The 19,493-nt window shown below is 57.8% G+C and carries 22 protein-coding genes and 1 tRNA gene; 18 read left to right on the forward strand and 5 right to left on the reverse strand.

Annotated elements, in window-relative coordinates; translation table 11 throughout:
- Positions 1-27: 27 nt before the first annotated feature.
- From AC4IHP_RS07100 to AC4IHP_RS07115, 4 genes are all read right to left on the reverse strand, one after another.
- Positions 28-324, reverse strand: coding sequence for a hypothetical protein (locus AC4IHP_RS07100; RefSeq protein ID WP_490831307.1), 297 nt, complete (start codon positions 322-324; stop codon positions 28-30).
- Positions 325-336: 12 nt separating this feature from the next.
- The gene (locus AC4IHP_RS07105; RefSeq protein ID WP_490831308.1) at positions 337-588 is read right to left on the reverse strand and encodes a hypothetical protein; all 252 of its coding nucleotides are present in this window, start codon (positions 586-588) and stop codon (positions 337-339) included.
- A 731-nt stretch (positions 589-1,319) separates the two neighbouring features.
- The gene (locus AC4IHP_RS07110) at positions 1,320-2,024 is read right to left on the reverse strand and encodes a hypothetical protein (RefSeq protein WP_490831309.1); all 705 of its coding nucleotides are present in this window, start codon (positions 2,022-2,024) and stop codon (positions 1,320-1,322) included.
- Between the two features lie 870 nt (positions 2,025-2,894).
- Positions 2,895-2,979: transfer RNA gene (locus tag AC4IHP_RS07115), tRNA-Leu, on the reverse strand.
- A 108-nt stretch (positions 2,980-3,087) separates the two neighbouring features.
- Here AC4IHP_RS07115 and queA point away from each other — a divergent pair.
- The 6 genes from queA (at position 3,088) to AC4IHP_RS07145 (ending at position 9,192) form a co-directional block, all read left to right on the forward strand.
- Positions 3,088-4,152, forward strand: coding sequence for a tRNA preQ1(34) S-adenosylmethionine ribosyltransferase-isomerase QueA (gene queA / locus AC4IHP_RS07120; RefSeq protein ID WP_490831310.1), 1,065 nt, complete (start codon positions 3,088-3,090; stop codon positions 4,150-4,152).
- A 14-nt stretch (positions 4,153-4,166) separates the two neighbouring features.
- A complete protein-coding gene (gene tgt / locus AC4IHP_RS07125) occupies positions 4,167-5,282 on the forward strand; it encodes a tRNA guanosine(34) transglycosylase Tgt (protein ID WP_160768392.1) in 1,116 nt (371 codons plus the stop codon).
- A gap of 43 nt (positions 5,283-5,325) precedes the next feature.
- Positions 5,326-5,664 carry a preprotein translocase subunit YajC gene (gene yajC, locus AC4IHP_RS07130; protein ID WP_016773317.1) on the forward strand — a complete coding sequence of 113 codons (339 nt, stop codon included), beginning with the start codon at positions 5,326-5,328 and terminating at the stop codon, positions 5,662-5,664.
- A gap of 65 nt (positions 5,665-5,729) precedes the next feature.
- Complete coding sequence (gene secD, locus AC4IHP_RS07135) at positions 5,730-7,598, forward strand: protein translocase subunit SecD (protein WP_039761424.1); 1,869 nt, start codon at positions 5,730-5,732, stop codon at positions 7,596-7,598.
- Positions 7,599-7,607: 9 nt separating this feature from the next.
- Positions 7,608-8,522 (forward strand): protein translocase subunit SecF, encoded by a 915-nt coding sequence (gene secF / locus AC4IHP_RS07140; protein WP_110603668.1) that lies wholly within the window; start codon positions 7,608-7,610, stop codon positions 8,520-8,522.
- Between the two features lie 121 nt (positions 8,523-8,643).
- Positions 8,644-9,192, forward strand: a complete 549-nt coding sequence (locus AC4IHP_RS07145) for a glycine zipper 2TM domain-containing protein (RefSeq protein ID WP_039761427.1) — start codon at positions 8,644-8,646, stop codon at positions 9,190-9,192.
- A gap of 240 nt (positions 9,193-9,432) precedes the next feature.
- Here AC4IHP_RS07145 and suhB read toward each other — a convergent pair whose 3' ends face one another.
- Positions 9,433-10,251 carry a type III secretion system regulator SuhB gene (gene suhB, locus AC4IHP_RS07150; RefSeq protein ID WP_016773320.1) on the reverse strand — a complete coding sequence of 273 codons (819 nt, stop codon included), beginning with the start codon at positions 10,249-10,251 and terminating at the stop codon, positions 9,433-9,435.
- Positions 10,252-10,396: 145 nt separating this feature from the next.
- Here suhB and trmJ point away from each other — a divergent pair, with 145 nt between their 5' ends.
- From trmJ to rlmN, 12 genes are all read left to right on the forward strand, one after another.
- Positions 10,397-11,167, forward strand: coding sequence for a tRNA (cytosine(32)/uridine(32)-2'-O)-methyltransferase TrmJ (gene trmJ / locus AC4IHP_RS07155; protein ID WP_490831311.1), 771 nt, complete (start codon positions 10,397-10,399; stop codon positions 11,165-11,167).
- 3 nt (positions 11,168-11,170) lie between these two features.
- Positions 11,171-11,947, forward strand: a complete 777-nt coding sequence (gene cysE, locus AC4IHP_RS07160; RefSeq protein WP_024014221.1) for a serine O-acetyltransferase — start codon at positions 11,171-11,173, stop codon at positions 11,945-11,947.
- Positions 11,948-12,187: 240 nt separating this feature from the next.
- Complete coding sequence (gene iscR, locus AC4IHP_RS07165) at positions 12,188-12,679, forward strand: Fe-S cluster assembly transcriptional regulator IscR (RefSeq protein WP_016773323.1); 492 nt, start codon at positions 12,188-12,190, stop codon at positions 12,677-12,679.
- 50 nt (positions 12,680-12,729) lie between these two features.
- Positions 12,730-13,944 carry an IscS subfamily cysteine desulfurase gene (locus tag AC4IHP_RS07170; protein WP_016773324.1) on the forward strand — a complete coding sequence of 405 codons (1,215 nt, stop codon included), beginning with the start codon at positions 12,730-12,732 and terminating at the stop codon, positions 13,942-13,944.
- A 100-nt stretch (positions 13,945-14,044) separates the two neighbouring features.
- On the forward strand, positions 14,045-14,431 hold the full coding sequence (gene iscU, locus AC4IHP_RS07175; RefSeq protein ID WP_003227907.1) for a Fe-S cluster assembly scaffold IscU: 387 nt from the start codon (positions 14,045-14,047) through the stop codon (positions 14,429-14,431).
- A 34-nt stretch (positions 14,432-14,465) separates the two neighbouring features.
- The gene (iscA, locus tag AC4IHP_RS07180; RefSeq protein ID WP_003227904.1) at positions 14,466-14,789 is read left to right on the forward strand and encodes an iron-sulfur cluster assembly protein IscA; all 324 of its coding nucleotides are present in this window, start codon (positions 14,466-14,468) and stop codon (positions 14,787-14,789) included.
- Between the two features lie 8 nt (positions 14,790-14,797).
- Positions 14,798-15,319 carry a co-chaperone HscB gene (gene hscB / locus AC4IHP_RS07185; RefSeq protein WP_039761432.1) on the forward strand — a complete coding sequence of 174 codons (522 nt, stop codon included), beginning with the start codon at positions 14,798-14,800 and terminating at the stop codon, positions 15,317-15,319.
- 51 nt (positions 15,320-15,370) lie between these two features.
- The gene (gene hscA / locus AC4IHP_RS07190; protein WP_490831312.1) at positions 15,371-17,236 is read left to right on the forward strand and encodes a Fe-S protein assembly chaperone HscA; all 1,866 of its coding nucleotides are present in this window, start codon (positions 15,371-15,373) and stop codon (positions 17,234-17,236) included.
- Positions 17,236-17,577, forward strand: a complete 342-nt coding sequence (gene fdx, locus AC4IHP_RS07195; RefSeq protein ID WP_016773327.1) for an ISC system 2Fe-2S type ferredoxin — start codon at positions 17,236-17,238, stop codon at positions 17,575-17,577. The genes hscA and fdx overlap by 1 nt, the downstream gene beginning before the upstream one ends.
- 14 nt (positions 17,578-17,591) lie before the next feature.
- Positions 17,592-17,792 (forward strand): Fe-S cluster assembly protein IscX, encoded by a 201-nt coding sequence (gene iscX / locus AC4IHP_RS07200; protein ID WP_016773328.1) that lies wholly within the window; start codon positions 17,592-17,594, stop codon positions 17,790-17,792.
- A gap of 87 nt (positions 17,793-17,879) precedes the next feature.
- Positions 17,880-18,305, forward strand: a complete 426-nt coding sequence (ndk, locus tag AC4IHP_RS07205) for a nucleoside-diphosphate kinase (protein ID WP_024014216.1) — start codon at positions 17,880-17,882, stop codon at positions 18,303-18,305.
- Between the two features lie 28 nt (positions 18,306-18,333).
- The gene (gene rlmN, locus AC4IHP_RS07210; protein WP_024014215.1) at positions 18,334-19,482 is read left to right on the forward strand and encodes a dual-specificity RNA methyltransferase RlmN; all 1,149 of its coding nucleotides are present in this window, start codon (positions 18,334-18,336) and stop codon (positions 19,480-19,482) included.
- Positions 19,483-19,493: the final 11 nt, after the last annotated feature.

The following is a 19,493-nucleotide window of genomic DNA, read 5'->3' on the forward strand; positions in this document are numbered from 1 at the left end:
GGGCGGTACACCTATTTGGTCGACTTGTTACGCTAATCGGCACCACCAGGATTGCGCATAAGCGCAACCATCGATGTATTCAATTCCGCTCAAGACAAACCCGGTCACAGCCATCCCCGCCAGCGTTGCGTCCAGCAGCCGTGGTAAAGGCTCTGGATCGAGAGGCATACCCACGTCAATACGGGCCACATTGGCACTCCGACCCAGCTCGGCACTGTTCTCCGAATTCACCATCACATTGCCTTTTATCGCTGGATAGCGCCGCCGTGCCTGAGGCGTCAGTGCAACGCCTCGACATCTCATTGGGGTGATCAACATATGCATACGCTGGCCCGCTTATCCCCCAAGTTCACGGTCAAAAAGGGCTTCGACCGCATAAGCCAGAGCGCCATCCGCTTGCTCCAGCAGATCGCTGAGCTCGTCACGGTCGATTATCTGATCTCGGTGCAAAGCGTAGGCATGTGTCAGCAGGGCTTTGTGATGAGACCCCGGATGCTCTAGCAAAGCAGCTTCATCACGCAGCAATGTGTGCCACAGCGCAACAGCGGTGGCGTGGTCGACCGACCTTTCAAGATGTTCTTCGATCATCGGTGCTCTCGCTGGATACTGTACGTATGAACAGTATATCCATGGATGGCATCTGAGCTATATCGGGCCGATGAAGTGCTGGTCTGTGCAGGCGGGGTCTGGCATTGGCGCAAACCGATGAGTGAAGAAAAAAACGCATGAAAAAGCACTTATCCCCCTCCCGCCAACGGACCTTGTGTCCTTTTTTTGTGCAAATGCGGATGTAGTGCAAACGCACCTGCAGCACAGGCGGGCCGTGGGGCTCTACAGACAATCGGCCATTGCACACAGTGCAAAGTTTTGAAGAGAATTGCAGCGCAGTTGCACAACAGCGCACGGTGTCATTGAAGCGCTGGGTACGCTGGACGCCCCGGATTCATTGGGCAAGAGCTTTTAAAACGAGCAGTTCAGTGCATTTTCATAAATGCGCACGATCTTTTTTTTGAGGAAGTCAGCCTGTATCGGGGGCAAGCTGATTACTCTGCAAACCGCGCTGGGCGCGGGGTGTGGTGTGTTCGCTGGATTTCAAAAGACTGCACTAGTCTTCCCATCTTTCTGTCGGTTCAGGTAGACCCCCCTTACACGAGTCAGGTAGAGAGTCGTAATAAGCCTTCCATCGAATGTCCCAGGTTGGAATTTCTTCACAATTAAGATGTATCGTCTCATCTTGGGGGCCTCCGAAATAACTGACGATTTTGGAGTGCGTGGTATCAGAAAACTGAACGTAAGGCATTAGTGAATTTCCTTAGTGGTTAGCCGGCGAAATGTGATAGGTGGTCGATGAGTTCGACGGGGATAATCAAAAATAATATTTTATATGCGCATATGAGGATGCTTAATATCGCCAGTGAAATCGGTGTTAGAAAGTCAACTGCTCCTTTGGATATGGTCGATGCTCGTAAAATAGTTAGTACTTCGATTTTGAATCGTTCAATGCGGGAGAACTCGAAGTTATACTTCGCTTCTTTGTCAGTCGATGTGAATGTTTCTCCTCGTTTGTCTGTAATTTTATATGTGATACCAATTCTTCCGGCAGAGCAATTTTTATCCCAGAAATAAATTAGCTTGAACATGGGTCGGGTAATTGGAAATAAATCATTTTGACCGTCGACTGGAATTAGATGAGGCATCCAAGCTGGTGGCGTGCCAGTCTTGAAGTATCTATGCACTTGACGGTTTATTCTTTTAGATGCGTTTTTTACCTTTAAAACAGTGTACTCGGATTTGAATTTTTTTAGGTCGTCTTTGACTTGGTCTGAGTATATGTATCGAAGAAAGAAGTATGCTAGAAGTACAGCTAAAAGTAGCCATATTTTTATTGGTGTAATATTTGATATATCTACGAATCCAAGAATGGTGCCCGAGGTTTTTAATGTTAAGTTAAGTGACCAAGTCAACAGTATTGTCGTGCTGATCATCATTACGTTTCGTCGTAGTTTTTCCGGTACGTCTTCCATTTTTGTTTTCCTGTGATCCAGATTTTTCAAGTGCTAATGTTTAACATGTTTTCTAGGGTCTCGGAAATGCATGTCGCTGACGAGTAGTCAATCTCGTTGTATCGACAGAAGTTTTGCGCCTTCTATTTAGTCAATGCTGAAGTACATTTCAGTCAATCAAATTGGCTAGAGAGGCGGAGGCAGGAGTATCGAGATTTGAGGTGAGGCGAATGGGTTGGTGCTGCAGTGGTACGCCGGGGAGGCGATCGTGAAAGGCTGGAAATTTGCGCTAAAAATCGTCAGGCGGCCCAATCCGGAAGAAACCCCTTTCTAGGTCACCCCTTCCGGACGCGTAAGTGGTGTCGAAAGTGTCAAAAAACGGCTGGAAGCCCCGTATTTGCTGGGGATCATCACTTACAGTACGAGTGTAGGAAACTGTAAGTGGAGTAAGGCAAAGAAAAAAAGCCTTATAAATCAGGTGTTTGTGAGGTTCTTTACTTACAGTTTAAAAGTGTATGGAAAAACTAGCAGTCCGACACATCACTTACAGTTTTGTGAATCCTCAACCCCTTGATTTGTAAGGGTTTAAGAGGATATAGAAATCTCACTTACACTTCTTACATGTTTTTTAGGGTAGGACCGGAAAACTATTTACCCTCGCATAAGGGGTCAGTGTCTGAGGCGTGGACACTCATCGCGGACTTTAGAAATCGGGACTCTCAAGCACGCTTGTCACCCGCTGGCTACCCTGGCTATACGGCAGCTGCAGCATGCCCTGTTCGCGACGCTCGACAGGGGAGGGCGATTAGATGGCGTAAAAAATACGGTTACGCCATTTTTACGCCGCCCATAAAAAAAGGCCTTGATAATCAAGGCCTTTCTTCATTGTGCTGGTGCCCCGAGGGAGACTCGAACTCCCACTCCTTTCGAAAACGGATTTTGAATCCGCCGCGTCTACCAATTCCGCCATCAGGGCTCAATGGCGGCGAAGTATAGAGAGGTGATTACCGTTGGTCAATCACGTTTCATGGTCAATTTTTGATATTTCCGCTAGACTTTCCGGCCCTGCTAGACGAACCCCATCATGCGCGTTGCTGACTTTACTTTCGAGCTTCCTGATTCGCTGATCGCCCGCCATCCGTTGGCCGAGCGTCGCGGTAGTCGCCTGCTGACCCTTGATGGGCCGAGCGGCGCCCTGGCACACCGTCAATTCACTGATTTGCTTGAGCATTTGCGCCCGGGCGATTTGATGGTGTTCAACAATACCCGGGTGATTCCGGCGCGGCTGTTCGGGCAGAAAGCGTCCGGCGGCAAGCTGGAAATTCTCATCGAGCGCGTGCTCGATGCGCACCGCGTGCTGGCGCATGTGCGCTCCAGCAAGTCGCCGAAACCGGGTTCGAAGATCCTTATCGACGGCGGTGGCGAAGCCGAGATGCTGGCGCGTCATGATGCGCTGTTCGAGCTGGGTTTTGCCGAGGAAGTCTTGCCGTTGCTCGACCGCGTCGGGCACATGCCTTTGCCTCCTTATATAGACCGCCCGGATGAAGGCTCGGATCGCGAGCGTTATCAGACCGTGTATGCCCAGCGTCTGGGCGCGGTAGCGGCGCCGACGGCGGGGCTGCATTTCGATGACCCGCTGATGCAGGCGATTGCTGCGAAGGGCGTCGAGACTGCATTCGTGACGTTGCACGTCGGCGCGGGGACGTTCCAGCCGGTGCGTGTCGAGAAGATCGAAGATCACCACATGCACAGCGAGTGGCTGGAAGTCGGCCAGGATGTGGTCGATGCAGTCGCTGCGTGCCGTGCGCGTGGCGGTCGGGTGATTGCGGTCGGCACCACCAGCGTGCGTTCGCTGGAAAGTGCGGCGCGCGATGGTGTGCTCAAGCCGTTCAGTGGCGACACCGACATTTTTATCTATCCGGGCCGGCCGTTTCATGTGGTCGATGCCCTGGTGACCAATTTTCATTTGCCGGAATCCACGCTGTTGATGCTGGTTTCCGCGTTTGCCGGTTATCCCGAAACCATGGCCGCCTACAAGGCCGCCGTGGAAAACGGATACCGCTTTTTCAGTTACGGGGATGCGATGTTCATCACCCGCAATCCCGCTCCAACTGCCCCTGAACAGACAGGCCCAGAGGAAACAGAATGAGTCGCGAATGTCGAATGTCCTTTGAGCTGCTGGCCACCGATGGCAAGGCTCGTCGTGGTCGCCTGACCTTCCCCCGTGGCACCGTCGAGACCCCGGCGTTCATGCCGGTCGGCACTTACGGCACGGTCAAGGGCATGCTGCCGCGTGACATCGTCGCCACCGGCGCGGAAATCATTCTGGGCAACACCTTTCACCTGTGGCTGCGTCCCGGCACTCAAGTGATCAAGGAGCACGGCGACCTGCACGATTTCATGCAGTGGAAAGGCCCGATCCTCACCGACTCCGGCGGCTTCCAGGTGTTCAGCCTCGGCGCGATGCGCAAGATCAAGGAGGAGGGCGTGACCTTCGCTTCTCCGGTCGACGGCGCCAAAGTGTTCATGGGCCCGGAAGAGTCGATGCAGGTGCAGCGCGATCTCGGTTCCGACATCGTGATGATCTTCGACGAATGCACGCCGTACCCGGCTGACGAAGACGTTGCGCGCGTATCGATGGAATTGTCGCTGCGCTGGGCGCAGCGTTCGAAGAATGCCCACGGTGACAACACCGCAGCGCTGTTCGGCATCGTCCAGGGCGGCATGCATGAAAACCTGCGCATGCGCTCGCTCGAAGGCCTCGACAAGATCGGCTTCGACGGCCTCGCCATCGGCGGTCTGTCGGTGGGCGAACCGAAGCACGAAATGATCAAAGTGCTGGATTATCTGCCGGGCCAGATGCCCGCTGACAAACCTCGTTACCTTATGGGCGTTGGCAAACCGGAAGATCTGGTTGAGGGTGTGCGCCGCGGGGTGGACATGTTCGATTGCGTGATGCCAACCCGTAATGCCCGCAATGGGCATCTGTTCATCGATACCGGTGTGCTGAAGATCCGTAACGCGTTCCATCGCCATGATGAATCGCCGCTGGATCCGACCTGCGATTGCTACACCTGCCAGAACTTCTCGCGTGCTTATCTGCATCACCTGGACAAGTGCGGCGAAATGCTCGGCAGCATGCTCAATACCATCCATAACTTGCGCCATTATCAGGTGCTGATGGCTGGTTTGCGCGAGGCTATTCAACAGGGTACATTGGCCGCCTTTGTCGATGCCTTCTACGCCAAACGCGGACTTCCCGTCCCGCCTTTGGACTGAGTTTTCTGACCCCAAGATTCAACATTTGCAACTGGAGTGCTAAATGAGCTTTTTTATCTCTAACGCCATGGCTGACGCAGCTGCACCGGCTGCTGCAAGCCCAATGGGCGGCGGCTTCGAGTGGATTTTCCTGGTCGGCTTCCTGGTCATCTTCTATCTGATGATCTGGCGTCCACAGGCCAAGCGCGCCAAAGAGCAGAAGAACCTGCTGAGCAGCCTGCAGAAGGGCGACGAAGTCGTGACCACTGGCGGCATCGCCGGCAAGATCACCAAGGTTGCCGATGACTTCGTGGTTCTGGAAGTGTCCGACACCGTGGAAATGAAGTTCCAGAAAGGCGCCATCGCCGCCACGCTGCCAAAAGGCACGCTGAAAGCGATCTAAGAGCAACAACTTCTACTCAATCGACGGGGCGCGCAAGGCGCCCCGCGTTCATAACGGGCGGCGTGATGCTGAACAAATACCCTCTGTGGAAATACATTCTGATCCTGGCGGTGCTGGCGATCGGTCTGATTTATTCCGCTCCCAATCTTTACCCTGATGACCCGGCCATTCAGATCAGCGGCGCCAGCACGGCTCTGCAGGTCAATGACGCCGATCTGGCTCGTGTCAGCACAGCGCTGAAAGAGTCCGGCATCAACGTCAAGGCGGCCACGCTGACGGCAGGCGGCAAGGGCGGTCTGATCCGTCTGAGCAAGGCTGAAGACCAGTTGCCGGCCAAGGACGTTGTGCGCAAGGCATTGGGTGATGACTACGTCGTCGCGCTGAACCTGGCTCAGACCACCCCGCAATGGCTGCGCAATCTCGGTGCGCACCCGATGAAGCTGGGTCTGGACTTGTCCGGTGGTGTGCACTTCCTGCTCGAAGTGGACATGGACAAAGCCCTCGATGCGCGGCTGAAAGTCTACGAAGGCGACGTCAAGAGCCTGCTGCGTAAAGAGAAGCTGCGCTATCGCAGCCTGCCGCAACTGGGCGGTGCCATTCAGTTGGGCTTCAGCGATGAAGATTCCCGCGAACAGGCCCGTGCGCTGATCCGCAAGAACTTCAACGATTTCGACATTGTTCCGGCCGACCTCAACGGTCAACCGGTGCTGCGTCTGGCGATGACCCCGGCCAAGCTGGCGGAAATCCGTGAATACTCCATCAAGCAGAACCTGACCACGGTACGTAACCGCGTCAACGAGCTGGGTGTTGCCGAACCGATCGTGCAGCGTCAGGGCGCCAACCGCATCGTGGTTGAGCTGCCGGGCGTGCAGGACACTGCCGAAGCCAAGCGTATTCTCGGCAAGACGGCCAACCTTGAGTTTCGTCTGGCCGCCGAGCCGGGCGCTTCGAAAGCCACTTCCGAGTCGTTCGAATTCCGCGAAGGCAACCGTCCGCCAGCGCAGATCGAGCGTGGTCTGATCATTACCGGTGACCAGGTCACCGACGCCAAGGCCGGTTTCGGCGAGCACGGCACGCCTGAAGTGAACATCCGTCTGGATGGTCACGGTGGCGAGCTGATGAGCCGCGCGACCCGCTCCAATGTCGGTCGCAGCATGGCGGTGATCTTCATCGAACAGCGCCCGGTCACCACTTACACCAAGCAAGTGGTTGATGGCGTCGAGAAAGACGTGCCGGTGCAGACGTTCAAGGAAGAGAAAAAGATCATCAGCCTGGCGACCATTCAGTCGCCGCTGGGTGCGCAATTCCGCATCACTGGCCTGAACGGTCAGGGCGAGTCGTCCGAACTGGCGCTGCTGCTGCGTGCCGGTGGTCTGGCTGCACCGATGTACTTCGCTGAAGAGCGCACAATCGGTCCGAGCCTGGGTGCTGACAACATCACCAAAGGTATCGATGCTTCCCTGTGGGGCATGCTGTTCGTATCGCTGTTCATCATCGCCATCTACCGCTTCTTCGGCGTCATCGCCACCGTCGCGCTGGCGGTGAACATGGTGCTGCTGCTGGCATTGATGTCGCTGTTGGGCGCCACGCTGACCCTGCCGGGTATCGCCGGTATCGTCTTGACGATGGGTATGGCGGTCGACGCCAACGTACTGATCTTCTCGCGGATTCGTGAAGAGATCGCCGCCGGCATGACTGTGCAGCGGGCAATCAACGAAGGCTTCGGCCGGGCGTTTACTGCGATTCTCGACGCCAACCTGACCACCTTGCTGGTCGGCGGCATTCTCTTCGCCATGGGCACCGGCCCGGTGAAGGGCTTCGCAGTGACCATGTCCCTCGGGATCTTTACCTCGATGTTCACGGCCATCATGGTGACCCGCGCAATGGTCAACCTGATCTTTGGCGGACGTGACTTCAAGAAGTTGTGGATTTAAGGGGCTGCCATGTTACGTACAATCAACTTCATGGGCGTTCGCAACTTCGCGTTCGGCGTCACATTGCTGCTTACCGTCATTGCCTTGTTCAGCGTCGCCACCAAGGGCATGAACTGGGGCCTGGACTTCACCGGCGGAACGCTCATCGAGCTGACCTACGAGCGTCCGGCCGACGTCACCAAGGTGCGCGAGCAACTGGCGACTTCCGGTTATCACGAAGCCGTGGTGCAGAACTTCGGCGCCACTACTGACTTGCTGGTGCGCATGCCAGGTGAAGACCCGCAGCTGGGCCATCAGGTCGCAGACGCATTGCAGAAAGTCGGCGGCGACAACCCGGCGACGGTCAAGCGTGTCGAGTTCGTCGGCCCGCAGGTCGGTGAAGAGCTGCGCGACCAGGGCGGCCTCGGCATGCTGCTGGCGCTCGGCGGCATCCTGATCTACCTGGCGTTCCGCTTTCAGTGGAAGTTTGCGGTCGGCGCCATTGTGTCGCTGATCCACGACGTGATCGTGACCGTTGGTATCCTCTCGTACTTCCAGATCACCTTCGATCTGACAGTGCTGGCGGCGGTGCTGGCGATCATCGGTTACTCGCTCAACGACACCATCGTGGTGTTCGACCGGGTGCGTGAGAACTTCCGCGTGCTGCGCAAGGCGACGCTGATCGAGAACATCAACATCTCGACCACGCAGACCCTGCTGCGCACCATGGCGACGTCGATCTCCACTCTGTTGGCGATCGCGGCACTGTTGTTCTTCGGCGGCGACAACCTGTTCGGCTTCTCCATCGCGCTGTTCATCGGTGTACTGGCGGGTACCTACTCGTCGATCTACATCGCCAACGTGGTGCTGATCTGGCTGAACCTGACCACCGAGGATCTGATTCCTCCGGCCAACACCGATAAGGAAGTCGACGACCGTCCATAACGGCCAGCGATGTCCCGGCTGTCAGCTGACAAAAGGCGCGAGTTGAACTCGCGCCTTTTTTTGTGCTCCAAGGCTGGGAGAAGCGCGGGCGCGTCCCGCATGTGATGGTCAGGAGGTTCATGTGAACAAGTCGTTGCTGGTTGGTGCGGTATTGGGTGCTGTCGGTGTCACAGCCGGGGGTGCTGTTGCCACCTACAGCCTGGTTAAAAGCGGCCCTGAGTATGCGCAAGTATTAGCCGTTGAGCCGGTCAAGACACAGATCAAGACTCCACGTGAAGTGTGCAAGGATGTAACGGTGACTCGGCAGGCACCGGTCAAGGATCAACACCAGATTCTCGGTACTGCGATAGGTGCCGTAGCCGGCGGTTTGCTGGGTAATCAGGTGGGTGGCGGTACCGGCAAGAAGATTGCCACGGTTGCCGGTGCAGTTGGCGGCGGTTATGCCGGTAACAAGGTGCAGGAAGGTATGCAGAACCGTGACACCTACACCACCACGCAAACCCGCTGCAACACGGTCAATGACATCAGCGACAAGGTCGTCGGCTACGACGTGCGTTACTCGCTCGATGGCAAGGAAGGCAAGGTGCGGATGGATCGCGATCCGGGCAACCAGATTCCGGTCGACAAGGAAGGCAAGCTGATCCTGTCGCAGAATGAGCCGGGTCAGTAAGGCTTTACGGTTTTGAAAAGAAGCACCCTGCGGGGTGCTTTTTTTGTACTCGCGATTCAGGGCTGTCCGTGACCCTCTGTGGGAGCGAGCCTGCTCGCGAATGCATTCCGAGAGCCGACATTGATGTTGGCTGATGCACCGCATTCGCGAGCAGGCTCGCTCCCACAGGAAATTGTGGTGTTTGGAATTGCGGGCATAAAAAAAGCACCCCGGAGGGTGCTTTTTGGTTTCGCGGAAAGCTTAGCGCTTCAGCGAAGCCGGCAGGTGCGGCTGGATCGCCGTCAGCACTGCCTTGAAGCATTTGGTGTTGCCGGCAACGATGTGGCCTTTTTCCAGGAAGTCGTGACCGCCGGTGAAGTCGCTCACCAGGCCGCCGGCTTCTTGAATCAGCAGGGCGCCTGCAGCCATGTCCCACTCGGACAGGCCCGACTCCCAGAACGCATCGAAACGACCGGCAGCCACGTAAGCCAGGTCCAGGCTCGCCGAACCGGCGCGGCGGATGCCGGCAGTCTGGCCAACCAGGGCGCGGAACATGCCCAGGTAGTTGTCGAGGTTGTCCATCTGGTCGTCACGGAACGGGAAGCCGGTGCCGAGCAGGGCGCCGTCGAGGCTGGTGCGGCCGCTGACGCGCAGGCGGCGACCGTTCAGTTGAGCGCCGCGACCACGGCTGGCGGTGAATTCTTCCTGGCGAACCGGGTCCAGAACCACTGCGTGTTCCAGGCGACCACGATATTTGCAGGCAATGCTCACTGCAAAGTGCGGAATGCCACGGAGGAAGTTGGTGGTGCCGTCCAGTGGATCGATGATCCACAGGTACTCTTCGCCTTCGATGCCGGTGCCAGCGTGCAGGCCGGTTTCTTCACCCTGGATCGAGTGATTCGGGTAAGCCTTGCGCAGGGCATCGATGATTTTCTGTTCAGCGGCGCGATCAACCTCGGATACGTAATCCTTGGCGTCTTTTTCGTCGACCTTGATGGTATCCAGGCGCTCGATGGAGCGGAAGATCAGTTCACTGGCGCTGCGGGCGGCGCGCAGCGCGATATTCAGCATGGGCTGCATGGATGTGTCACCTAAGGTTGTTAAAGAAAGCCGCGCATTCTATCAGAACTTTTCTTCAGGTGAAGGACGCTGTTCGCTTTCATAGCTTAACGGTAGGCTGTTCTGTAAGATTTGCCCCCCTTTCCTGTGTCCGAGAGCGCCTCCCTTGCTGCAGAACATTCGTGTCGTCCTGGTCAACACCAGCCACCCCGGCAACATCGGCGGGGCCGCGCGCGCCATGAAAAACATGGGTCTGTCGCGACTGGTGCTGGTCGAACCGCGGTTCTTCCCGCACCACGAGGCCGATGCTCGTGCCTCCGGTGCCGGTGACATCCTTGAAAACGCGCAAGTCGTCGCCACTCTGGAAGACGCTTTGGTCGGTTGCAATCTGGTGCTCGGCACCAGCGCCCGCGACCGGCGTATTCCCTGGCCGCTGCTCGATCCGCGCGAATGCGGTAACAAAGTGGTCGAGGAAGCCGGGCAGGGCGCGGAGATTGCTTTGGTGTTCGGTCGTGAAGACTCCGGCCTGACCAACGAAGAGCTGCAGCGATGTCACTTCCACGTGCACATCCCTTCCGATCCGACCTTCAGTTCGCTGAACCTCGGGGCGGCGGTGCAGGTGTTGAGTTATGAAGTGCGCATGGCCTGGCTGGCTGCACAGGGTCAGCCGAGCAAGGTCGAGAAAGAAGAAGTGGCCTCGGTGAAAAGCGCCGAGCTGGCGACCATGGATGAGCTGGAGCGATTCTATGAGCACCTGGAGCAGACGCTGGTTGCCATCGAATTCCTCGACCCGGAAAAGCCACGGCACTTGATGGCGCGCCTGCGCCGGTTGTATGGACGCAGCTCGGTCAGTCGGGCGGAAATGAATATTTTGCGTGGCATCCTCACGGAAACCCAGAAAGCGGCCCGTGGCGAGCTTCTAAAGCGGAAGGATTGAATGATGTTTGAGCGTTTGCGTGAAGATATCCAGAGCGTATTCCATCGAGACCCGGCGGCGCGTAACGCTTTTGAAGTCCTGACCTGCTACCCCGGCATGCATGCGATCTGGATTCATCGTCTGGCCGGCATGCTCTGGCGCAACGAACTGAAATGGCTGGCGCGGCTGGTGTCGAACTTCGGTCGCTGGCTGACCGGGATCGAAATTCATCCGGGTGCCAAGGTGGGTCGGCGTTTCTTCATCGATCACGGCATGGGCATCGTCATTGGTGAAACCGCCGAGATCGGCGACGACGTCACCATCTATCAAGGTGTGACCCTCGGCGGCACCAGCTGGAACAAAGGCAAGCGCCACCCGACGCTGGGTGATGGCGTCGTGGTCGGTGCTGGTGCCAAAGTTCTCGGCCCGTTCACGGTCGGTGCAGGCGCCAAAGTCGGCTCCAACGCTGTGGTCACCAAGGAAGTGCCGCCGGGCGCCACGGTGGTGGGGATTCCGGGGCGGATCATCGTCAAGACCGATGAAGAGCAGGACGCCAAGCGCAAAGCCATGGCGGAAAAGATCGGTTTCGACGCTTACGGCGTCAGCGAAGACATGCCCGACCCGGTGGCCCGCGCCATCGGCCAGTTGCTCGACCATCTGCAAGCGGTGGACGGGCGTCTGGAAGGCATGTGCGGCGCGCTGAAGGATCTGGGCAGCAATTACTGTGCGAAAGATCTGCCTGAGCTGCGTGAAGAAGACTTCGCCTGCGTCAAGGGCAAGGACGAATCGAAAGCAGGCTGAACCGCGGCGCTGCTTTTCGCGAGCAGGCTCGCTCCCACAAGAGCAATGCATTCCAATGTGGGAGCGAGCCTGCTCGCGAAGAACGATCACGCGGTTGCGCTGGCTGTCCGCGCCCCGTCTTTGCTATAGTGCGCGCGCTCTTTCGCGGGTAAACCCGACTAAAGCACTAGGTCTTATAGTTGACTTAAATGCTCGGGAATTGCATACTCCCGCCCATTCCGAACTCCGTGGTAACTGTCCATGCGACTGACTACAAAAGGCCGATACGCCGTGACCGCCATGCTTGACCTGGCGTTGCACGCGCAGCACGGGCCGGTGTCTCTGGCCGATATCTCCGAGCGCCAAGGCATCTCCCTGTCCTACCTCGAACAGCTGTTCGCCAAGCTGCGCCGCAGCAATCTGGTTTCCAGCGTTCGCGGTCCGGGTGGTGGCTACCAGTTGTCCCGCGACATGCAGGGCATCCAGGTCGCCCAGGTGATCGATGCGGTGAACGAATCGGTCGATGCCACCAAGTGCCAGGGCCAGGGCGATTGCCATTCCGGCGATACCTGCCTGACCCATCATCTGTGGTGCGACTTGAGTCTGCAGATTCACGAATTTCTGAGCGGTATCAGCTTGGCCGACCTTGTGACTCGCCGTGAGGTACAAGAAGTGGCCCAGCGTCAGGACCAGCGCCGTTGCAGCAGCAAGGCGCCACGCCTGGACAAGATTGAAGCGTCCGCCGTCGAATGACAGCCGAAGAGCTACCCGCGGCACGCCAGCCCTGATTTAGGAGATAGTCCATGAAATTGCCGATTTACCTTGATTACTCTGCAACCACCCCGGTTGATCCGCGCGTTGCGCAGAAAATGAGTGAATGCCTGCTGGTCGACGGAAACTTCGGTAACCCGGCTTCCCGTTCCCACGTGTTCGGCTGGAAGGCTGAAGAGTCCGTCGAAAACGCTCGTCGTCAGGTGGCCGATCTGGTCAACGCCGACCCGCGCGAAATCGTCTGGACCTCCGGTGCCACCGAGTCCGACAACCTGGCGATCAAGGGTGCGGCACATTTCTACGCCTCCAAGGGCAAGCACCTGATCACCAGCAAGATCGAGCACAAGGCTGTCCTCGACACCATGCGCCAACTGGAGCGTGAAGGTTTCGAAGTGACCTACCTCGAGCCGACCGAAGACGGTTTGATCACCCCGGCCATGATCGACGCCGCACTGCGCGAAGACACCATTCTTGTGTCGGTCATGCACGTGAACAACGAAATCGGCACCATCAACGACATCGCTGCCATCGGCGAGATGCTGCGCGCCAAAGGCGTGCTGTTCCACGTCGACGCTGCTCAGTCCACTGGCAAGGTCGAGATCGACCTGCAGAAGCTGAAAGTCGACATGATGTCGTTCTCCGCCCACAAGACTTATGGCCCTAAAGGCATCGGCGCGCTGTACGTCAGCCGCAAGCCGCGTGTGCGCATCGAAGCGACCATGCACGGCGGCGGTCACGAGCGCGGCATGCGTTCCGGCACCCTGGCGACCCACCAGATCGTCGGCATGGGCGAAGCGTTCCGTGTGGCCAAGGAAGACATGGCTGCTGAAAACGTACGCATCAAAGCCTTGAGCGATCGTTTCTACAAGCAGGTCGAGCATCTGGAAGAGCTGTACGTCAACGGCAGCCTGACCGCCCGCGTTCCGCACAACCTGAACCTCAGCTTCAACTACGTTGAAGGCGAGTCGCTGATCATGGCGCTCAAGGATTTGGCGGTATCGTCCGGTTCGGCCTGTACCTCGGCGTCGCTCGAGCCTTCGTACGTACTGCGCGCCCTGGGCCGCAACGACGAACTGGCACACAGCTCGATCCGCTTTACCTTCGGCCGTTTCACCACCGAAGAAGAAATCGACTACGCCGCGCAGAAAGTCTGCGAGGCGGTTACCAAGCTGCGCGCTCTTTCGCCGCTGTGGGACATGTACAAAGACGGCGTCGATATCTCGAAAATCGAGTGGGCGGCACACTAACTATAGAAGCCGCCGGATACAGATCCTGTAGCGACGCGGCGTTAACGCAGCGCAGTTGCAGGGTCTCAAGAGCGGCCCTGATGAGTGAGGATTGAGAATCATGGCTTACAGCGAAAAGGTCATCGACCACTACGAAAACCCGCGCAACGTCGGCAAGATGAACGCGGAAGATCCTGATGTCGGCACCGGCATGGTCGGCGCTCCGGCGTGCGGCGACGTGATGCGTCTGCAGATCAAGGTCAACGATCAGGGCGTTATCGAAGACGCCAAGTTCAAGACCTACGGTTGCGGTTCGGCGATCGCCTCCAGCTCCCTCGCCACCGAGTGGATGAAGGGCAAGACCCTGGACGAAGCCGAAACCATCAAGAACACTCAGCTGGCCGAAGAACTGGCTTTGCCGCCAGTGAAAATCCACTGCTCCGTGCTCGCAGAAGACGCTATCAAAGCGGCTGTCCGCGATTACAAGCAGAAGAAAGGCTTGATCTGAATTTCAAGATTCGGCGACGAGTAAGGAGTCAACGATGGCTATCAGCATGACAGAAGCGGCTGCTCGACACGTGCGGCGCTCCCTCGACGGGCGCGGCAAAGGTGAAGGGATTCGTCTGGGTGTTCGCACCACGGGCTGTTCCGGCCTTGCCTACGTGCTGGAGTTTGTCGACGAGGTAGTGGCGGAAGATCAGGTGTTCGAGAGTCACGGCGAAAAAGTGATCATCGACCCGAAAAGCCTGGCCTACCTGGACGGCACCGAGCTCGACTTCGTCAAGGAAGGGTTGAACGAAGGCTTCAAGTTCAACAACCCCAACGTGCGCGGTGAATGTGGCTGCGGCGAAAGCTTCAACATCTGAGGCTGGTCGTGGGTATTCCTTGTCATTTCGCTTTGTTCGAGCTGCAACCGAGCTTCCGCCTGGATCTCGAGCAGTTGGCCACGCGCTATCGTGAGTTGGCGCGTGGCGTCCATCCTGACCGTTTTGCCGATGCATCCGAGCGCGAGCAGCGCTCTGCGCTCGAGCAATCGGCGCGGCTCAACGACGCCTACCAGACGCTCAAGAGTCCGGCCCAGCGTGCCCGCTACCTGCTGAAGATCAGCGGGCATGAGGTGCCGATGGAAGTCACCGTCCACGATCCCGAGTTTCTTCTGCAGCAGATGCAATGGCGCGAAGAACTCGAAGATCTGCAGGACAGTGCCGATCTCGACGGCGTTGCGGTGTTCAAGCGTCGCTTGAAAGCCGCTCAGGAAGAACTCAATGAGAGCTTCGCAGCCTGTTGGGATGATGCAGCGCAGCGTGAACAGGCCGAACGCCTGATGCGGCGCATGCAGTTCCTCGACAAGCTCACCTACGAAGTGCGCCAGCTGGAAGAGCGCCTCGACGATTAACCCAGTGCTGCGCTCAATTGCACGCTGACAGACAGACAAGACCTGATCACCATGGCTCTACTGCAGATCGCCGAACCCGGCCAAAGTCCTCAACCGCACCAGCGTCGTCTGGCGGTGGGCATCGACTTGGGTACTACCAATTCGCTGGTCGCTGCGCTGCGCAGTGGTCTATCCGAACCGCTGGCCGACGCTAACGGGCAGGTCATCCTGCCTTCCGCCGTGCGTTATCACGCCGACCGCGTCGAAGTCGGCGAGTCGGCCAAGCTCGCCGCATCCTCCGATCCTTTGAACACTGTGCTGTCGGTCAAGCGCTTGATGGGTCGTGGTCTTTCCGACGTCAAGCAATTGGGCGAGCAACTGCCATACCGTTTTGTCGGCGGCGAATCGCACATGCCGTTCATCGACACCGTGCAAGGACCGAAAAGCCCGGTTGAAGTCTCCGCCGATATTCTCAAGGTCCTGCGTCAGCGTGCTGAAGCGACCTTGGGCGGCGAACTGGTCGGCGCGGTAATCACCGTCCCTGCCTACTTCGACGATGCGCAGCGGCAAGCCACCAAAGATGCGGCCAAGCTCGCCGGTCTGAACGTGTTGCGTCTGCTCAACGAGCCGACCGCTGCTGCTGTGGCGTATGGTCTGGATCAACACGCTGAAGGCCTGGTTGCGATTTATGACCTTGGTGGCGGTACCTTCGATATTTCGATTCTGCGTCTGACTGGCGGCGTCTTTGAAGTTCTGGCCACTGGCGGCGACAGCGCGCTGGGCGGCGATGATTTCGATCACGCGATTGCCGGCTGGATCATCGAGAGCGCTGGCCTGTCCGCCGATCTCGATCCGGGCGCACAGCGCAATCTGCTGCAAACTGCCTGCGCGGCCAAAGAAGCTTTGACCGACGCTACCAGCGTTGAAGTGGCTTACGGCGACTGGAAAGCCCAGTTGACCCGTGAAGCCTTCGATGCGCTGATCGAGCCGATGGTCGCGCGCAGCCTGAAAGCCTGTCGCCGCGCCGTTCGCGATTCCGGTATTGAGCTGGAAGACGTGCACGCCGTGGTCATGGTCGGCGGTTCGACCCGCGTGCCACGTGTTCGTGAAGCCGTTGCCGAAGCGTTCGGTCGTCAGCCGTTGACGGAAATCGACCCGGATCAAGTGGTGGCCATCGGGGCCGCGATCCAGGCCGACACCCTGGCTGGCAACAAGCGCGATGGCGGCGAACTGCTGCTGCTCGACGTGATTCCGTTGTCCCTGGGGCTGGAAACCATGGGCGGTCTGATGGAGAAGGTGATTCCGCGCAACACCACGATCCCCGTCGCCCGCGCCCAGGATTTCACCACCTATAAAGACGGCCAGTCAGCCATGGCGATCCACGTTCTGCAGGGCGAGCGTGAGCTGATCAGCGACTGCCGCTCTCTGGCGCGTTTCGAATTGCGCGGCATTCCGGCGATGGTGGCCGGTGCCGCGAAAATTCGCGTGACCTTCCAGGTCGATGCCGACGGTCTGCTCAGCGTGTCTGCCCGTGAGTTGGGCTCGGGCGTTGAAGCGAGCATTCAGGTCAAGCCGTCCTACGGCCTGACCGACGGCGAAATCGCCAAGATGCTGAAAGATTCGTTCCAGCATGCCAATGACGACAAGGTCGCCCGCGTTCTGCGTGAGCAGCAAGTCGATGCCCAGCGCCTGCTCGAAGCGGTGCAGGGCGCGCTGGAGGCCGATGGCGAGCGTTTGCTTGACGCCGAAGAGCGCATGGTCATCGAACTGCAAATGCAGGAGCTGGCCGAACTGATGAAAGGTACCGATGGTTACGCCATCGAGCAGCAGACCAAGCGTCTGTCGCAAGTGACCGATGCTTTTGCTGCCCGCCGCATGGACCTGACGGTGAAAGCCGCTCTGTCGGGGCGTAACCTGAATGAAATCGAGGATATCTGATGCCGCAGGTCATTTTTCTGCCCCACGAGAAGTTCTGCCCGGAAGGCATGGTGGTCGAGGCTGCGCCCGGCACATCGATTCTCGAGCTGGCTCACGAACACCATATCGAGATGGAAAGCGCGTGCGGCGGCGTCTGCGCCTGCACTACTTGCCATTGCATCATCCGCGAGGGTTTTGACTCGCTGGAAGAGGCCGATGAGCTGGAAGAAGACTTCCTCGATCGTGCCTGGGGTCTGGAGGCGCAATCGCGTCTGGCCTGTCAGGCGATCGTCGGTGAGGAAGACCTCACCGTCGAGATTCCGAAATATTCGCTTAACCATGCGGCCGAAGCGCCGCACTGACTGGTAAGACTGTCATGAGCTACGGTTGGAATGATGTTCAACGCATTGCAGAAGAATTGGCCGAGGCCCACGAGGGACTCGACCCGTATTCTGTAGGTTTTGTCCGTTTGCAGCAGATGATTCTTGAACTGCCTGACTTCGATGCTACTTCTGGCCGGGTCGGCGAGAAGGTGCTCGAAGCGGTTCAGGAGCTCTGGGCCGCAGAATTGGACTGATCGTCTCGCAGGTTAGGCAATACCCAAGAACCCGCGTATAATTCGCGGGTTTAATTTTTCGCAAATTACCGTTTCTGGAGTTACACCATGGCTGTTCAACGTACTTTCTCCATCATCAAGCCTGACGCCGTTGCTAAAAACGTGATCGGCAAGATCACCACTCGCTTCGAAGACGCTGGCCTGCGCGTTGTAGCTTCGAAACTGAAGCAACTGTCCAAAGCCGAAGCCGAAGGCTTCTACGCTGAGCACAGCGAGCGCGGTTTCTTCGGTGACCTGGTTGCTTTCATGACTTCCGGTCCGGTTGTCGTTCAGGTTCTGGAAGGCGAAAACGCTATCGCTCGCAACCGTGAGCTGATGGGCGCTACCAACCCTAAAGAAGCTGCTGCCGGCACCATCCGTGCTGACTTCGCTGAATCGATCGACGCCAACGCCGTTCACGGTTCGGACTCCGAAGCTGCTGCCGCTCGCGAAATCGCTTACTTCTTCGCAGCTACTGAAGTAACCACTCGCTAAGCATTGCTTGCAGAGTGAAGGTGAATCCATGACTACATCGACTGTTAAAACAAACCTGCTGGGTCTGACCCAGCCGGAAATGGAAAAATTCTTCGACTCAATCGGGGAGAAGCGTTTCCGTGCCGGTCAGGTAATGAAATGGATTCACCACTTTGGCGTCGATGATTTCGACGCCATGACGAACGTCAGCAAAGCCTTGCGCGACAAGCTCAAGGCCATTGCTGAAGTGCGTGGTCCGGAAGTGGTCAGCGAGGACATCTCCAGCGACGGCACCCGTAAATGGGTGGTGCGCGTGGCGTCCGGCAGCTGCGTCGAGACCGTTTACATTCCCCAGGGCAAACGCGGCACTCTGTGCGTTTCGTCCCAGGCAGGCTGTGCCCTGGATTGCAGTTTCTGCTCCACCGGCAAGCAAGGCTTCAACAGCAACCTCACCGCCGCCGAAGTCATCGGTCAGGTGTGGATTGCCAACAAATCTTTCGGCAGCGTCCCGGCCACCGTCGACCGTGCGATCACCAACGTGGTGATGATGGGCATGGGCGAGCCGTTGCTGAACTTCGACAACGTCGTCGCCGCCATGCATCTGATGATGGATGACCTCGGCTATGGGATTTCCAAGCGCCGCGTGACCCTGTCCACCTCGGGTGTGGTGCCGATGATCGATGAGCTGGCCAAGCACATCGACGTGTCCCTGGCGTTGTCGCTGCATGCACCGAATGACGCATTGCGTAACCAATTGGTGCCGATCAACAAGAAATATCCGCTTAAGATGCTGCTCGAGTCGTGCCAGCGCTACATGTCCGCCCTTGGCGAGAAACGTGTGCTGACCATCGAGTACACCTTGCTCAAGGACGTCAACGACAAGCTTGAGCACGCCGTGGAAATGATCGAGCTGCTTAAAGACATCCCGTGCAAGATCAACCTGATTCCATTCAACCCGTTCCCGCACTCCGGGTACGAGCGGCCGAGCAACAACGCCATCCGCCGCTTCCAGGATCAGTTGCATCAGGCCGGTTTCAACGTCACTGTGCGCACCACTCGTGGTGAAGACATCGACGCCGCATGTGGTCAATTGGTAGGGCAGGTGCTGGATCGCACCCGTCGCAGCGAACGTTACATCGCCGTGCGCGAATTGAGCGCCGACAGCGATCTGGCACAGAACGCCGCGAACACTAACTAAGAGAGGATCTC

The sequence above is a fragment of the Pseudomonas sp. UF-293 genome (assembly GCF_058245595.1).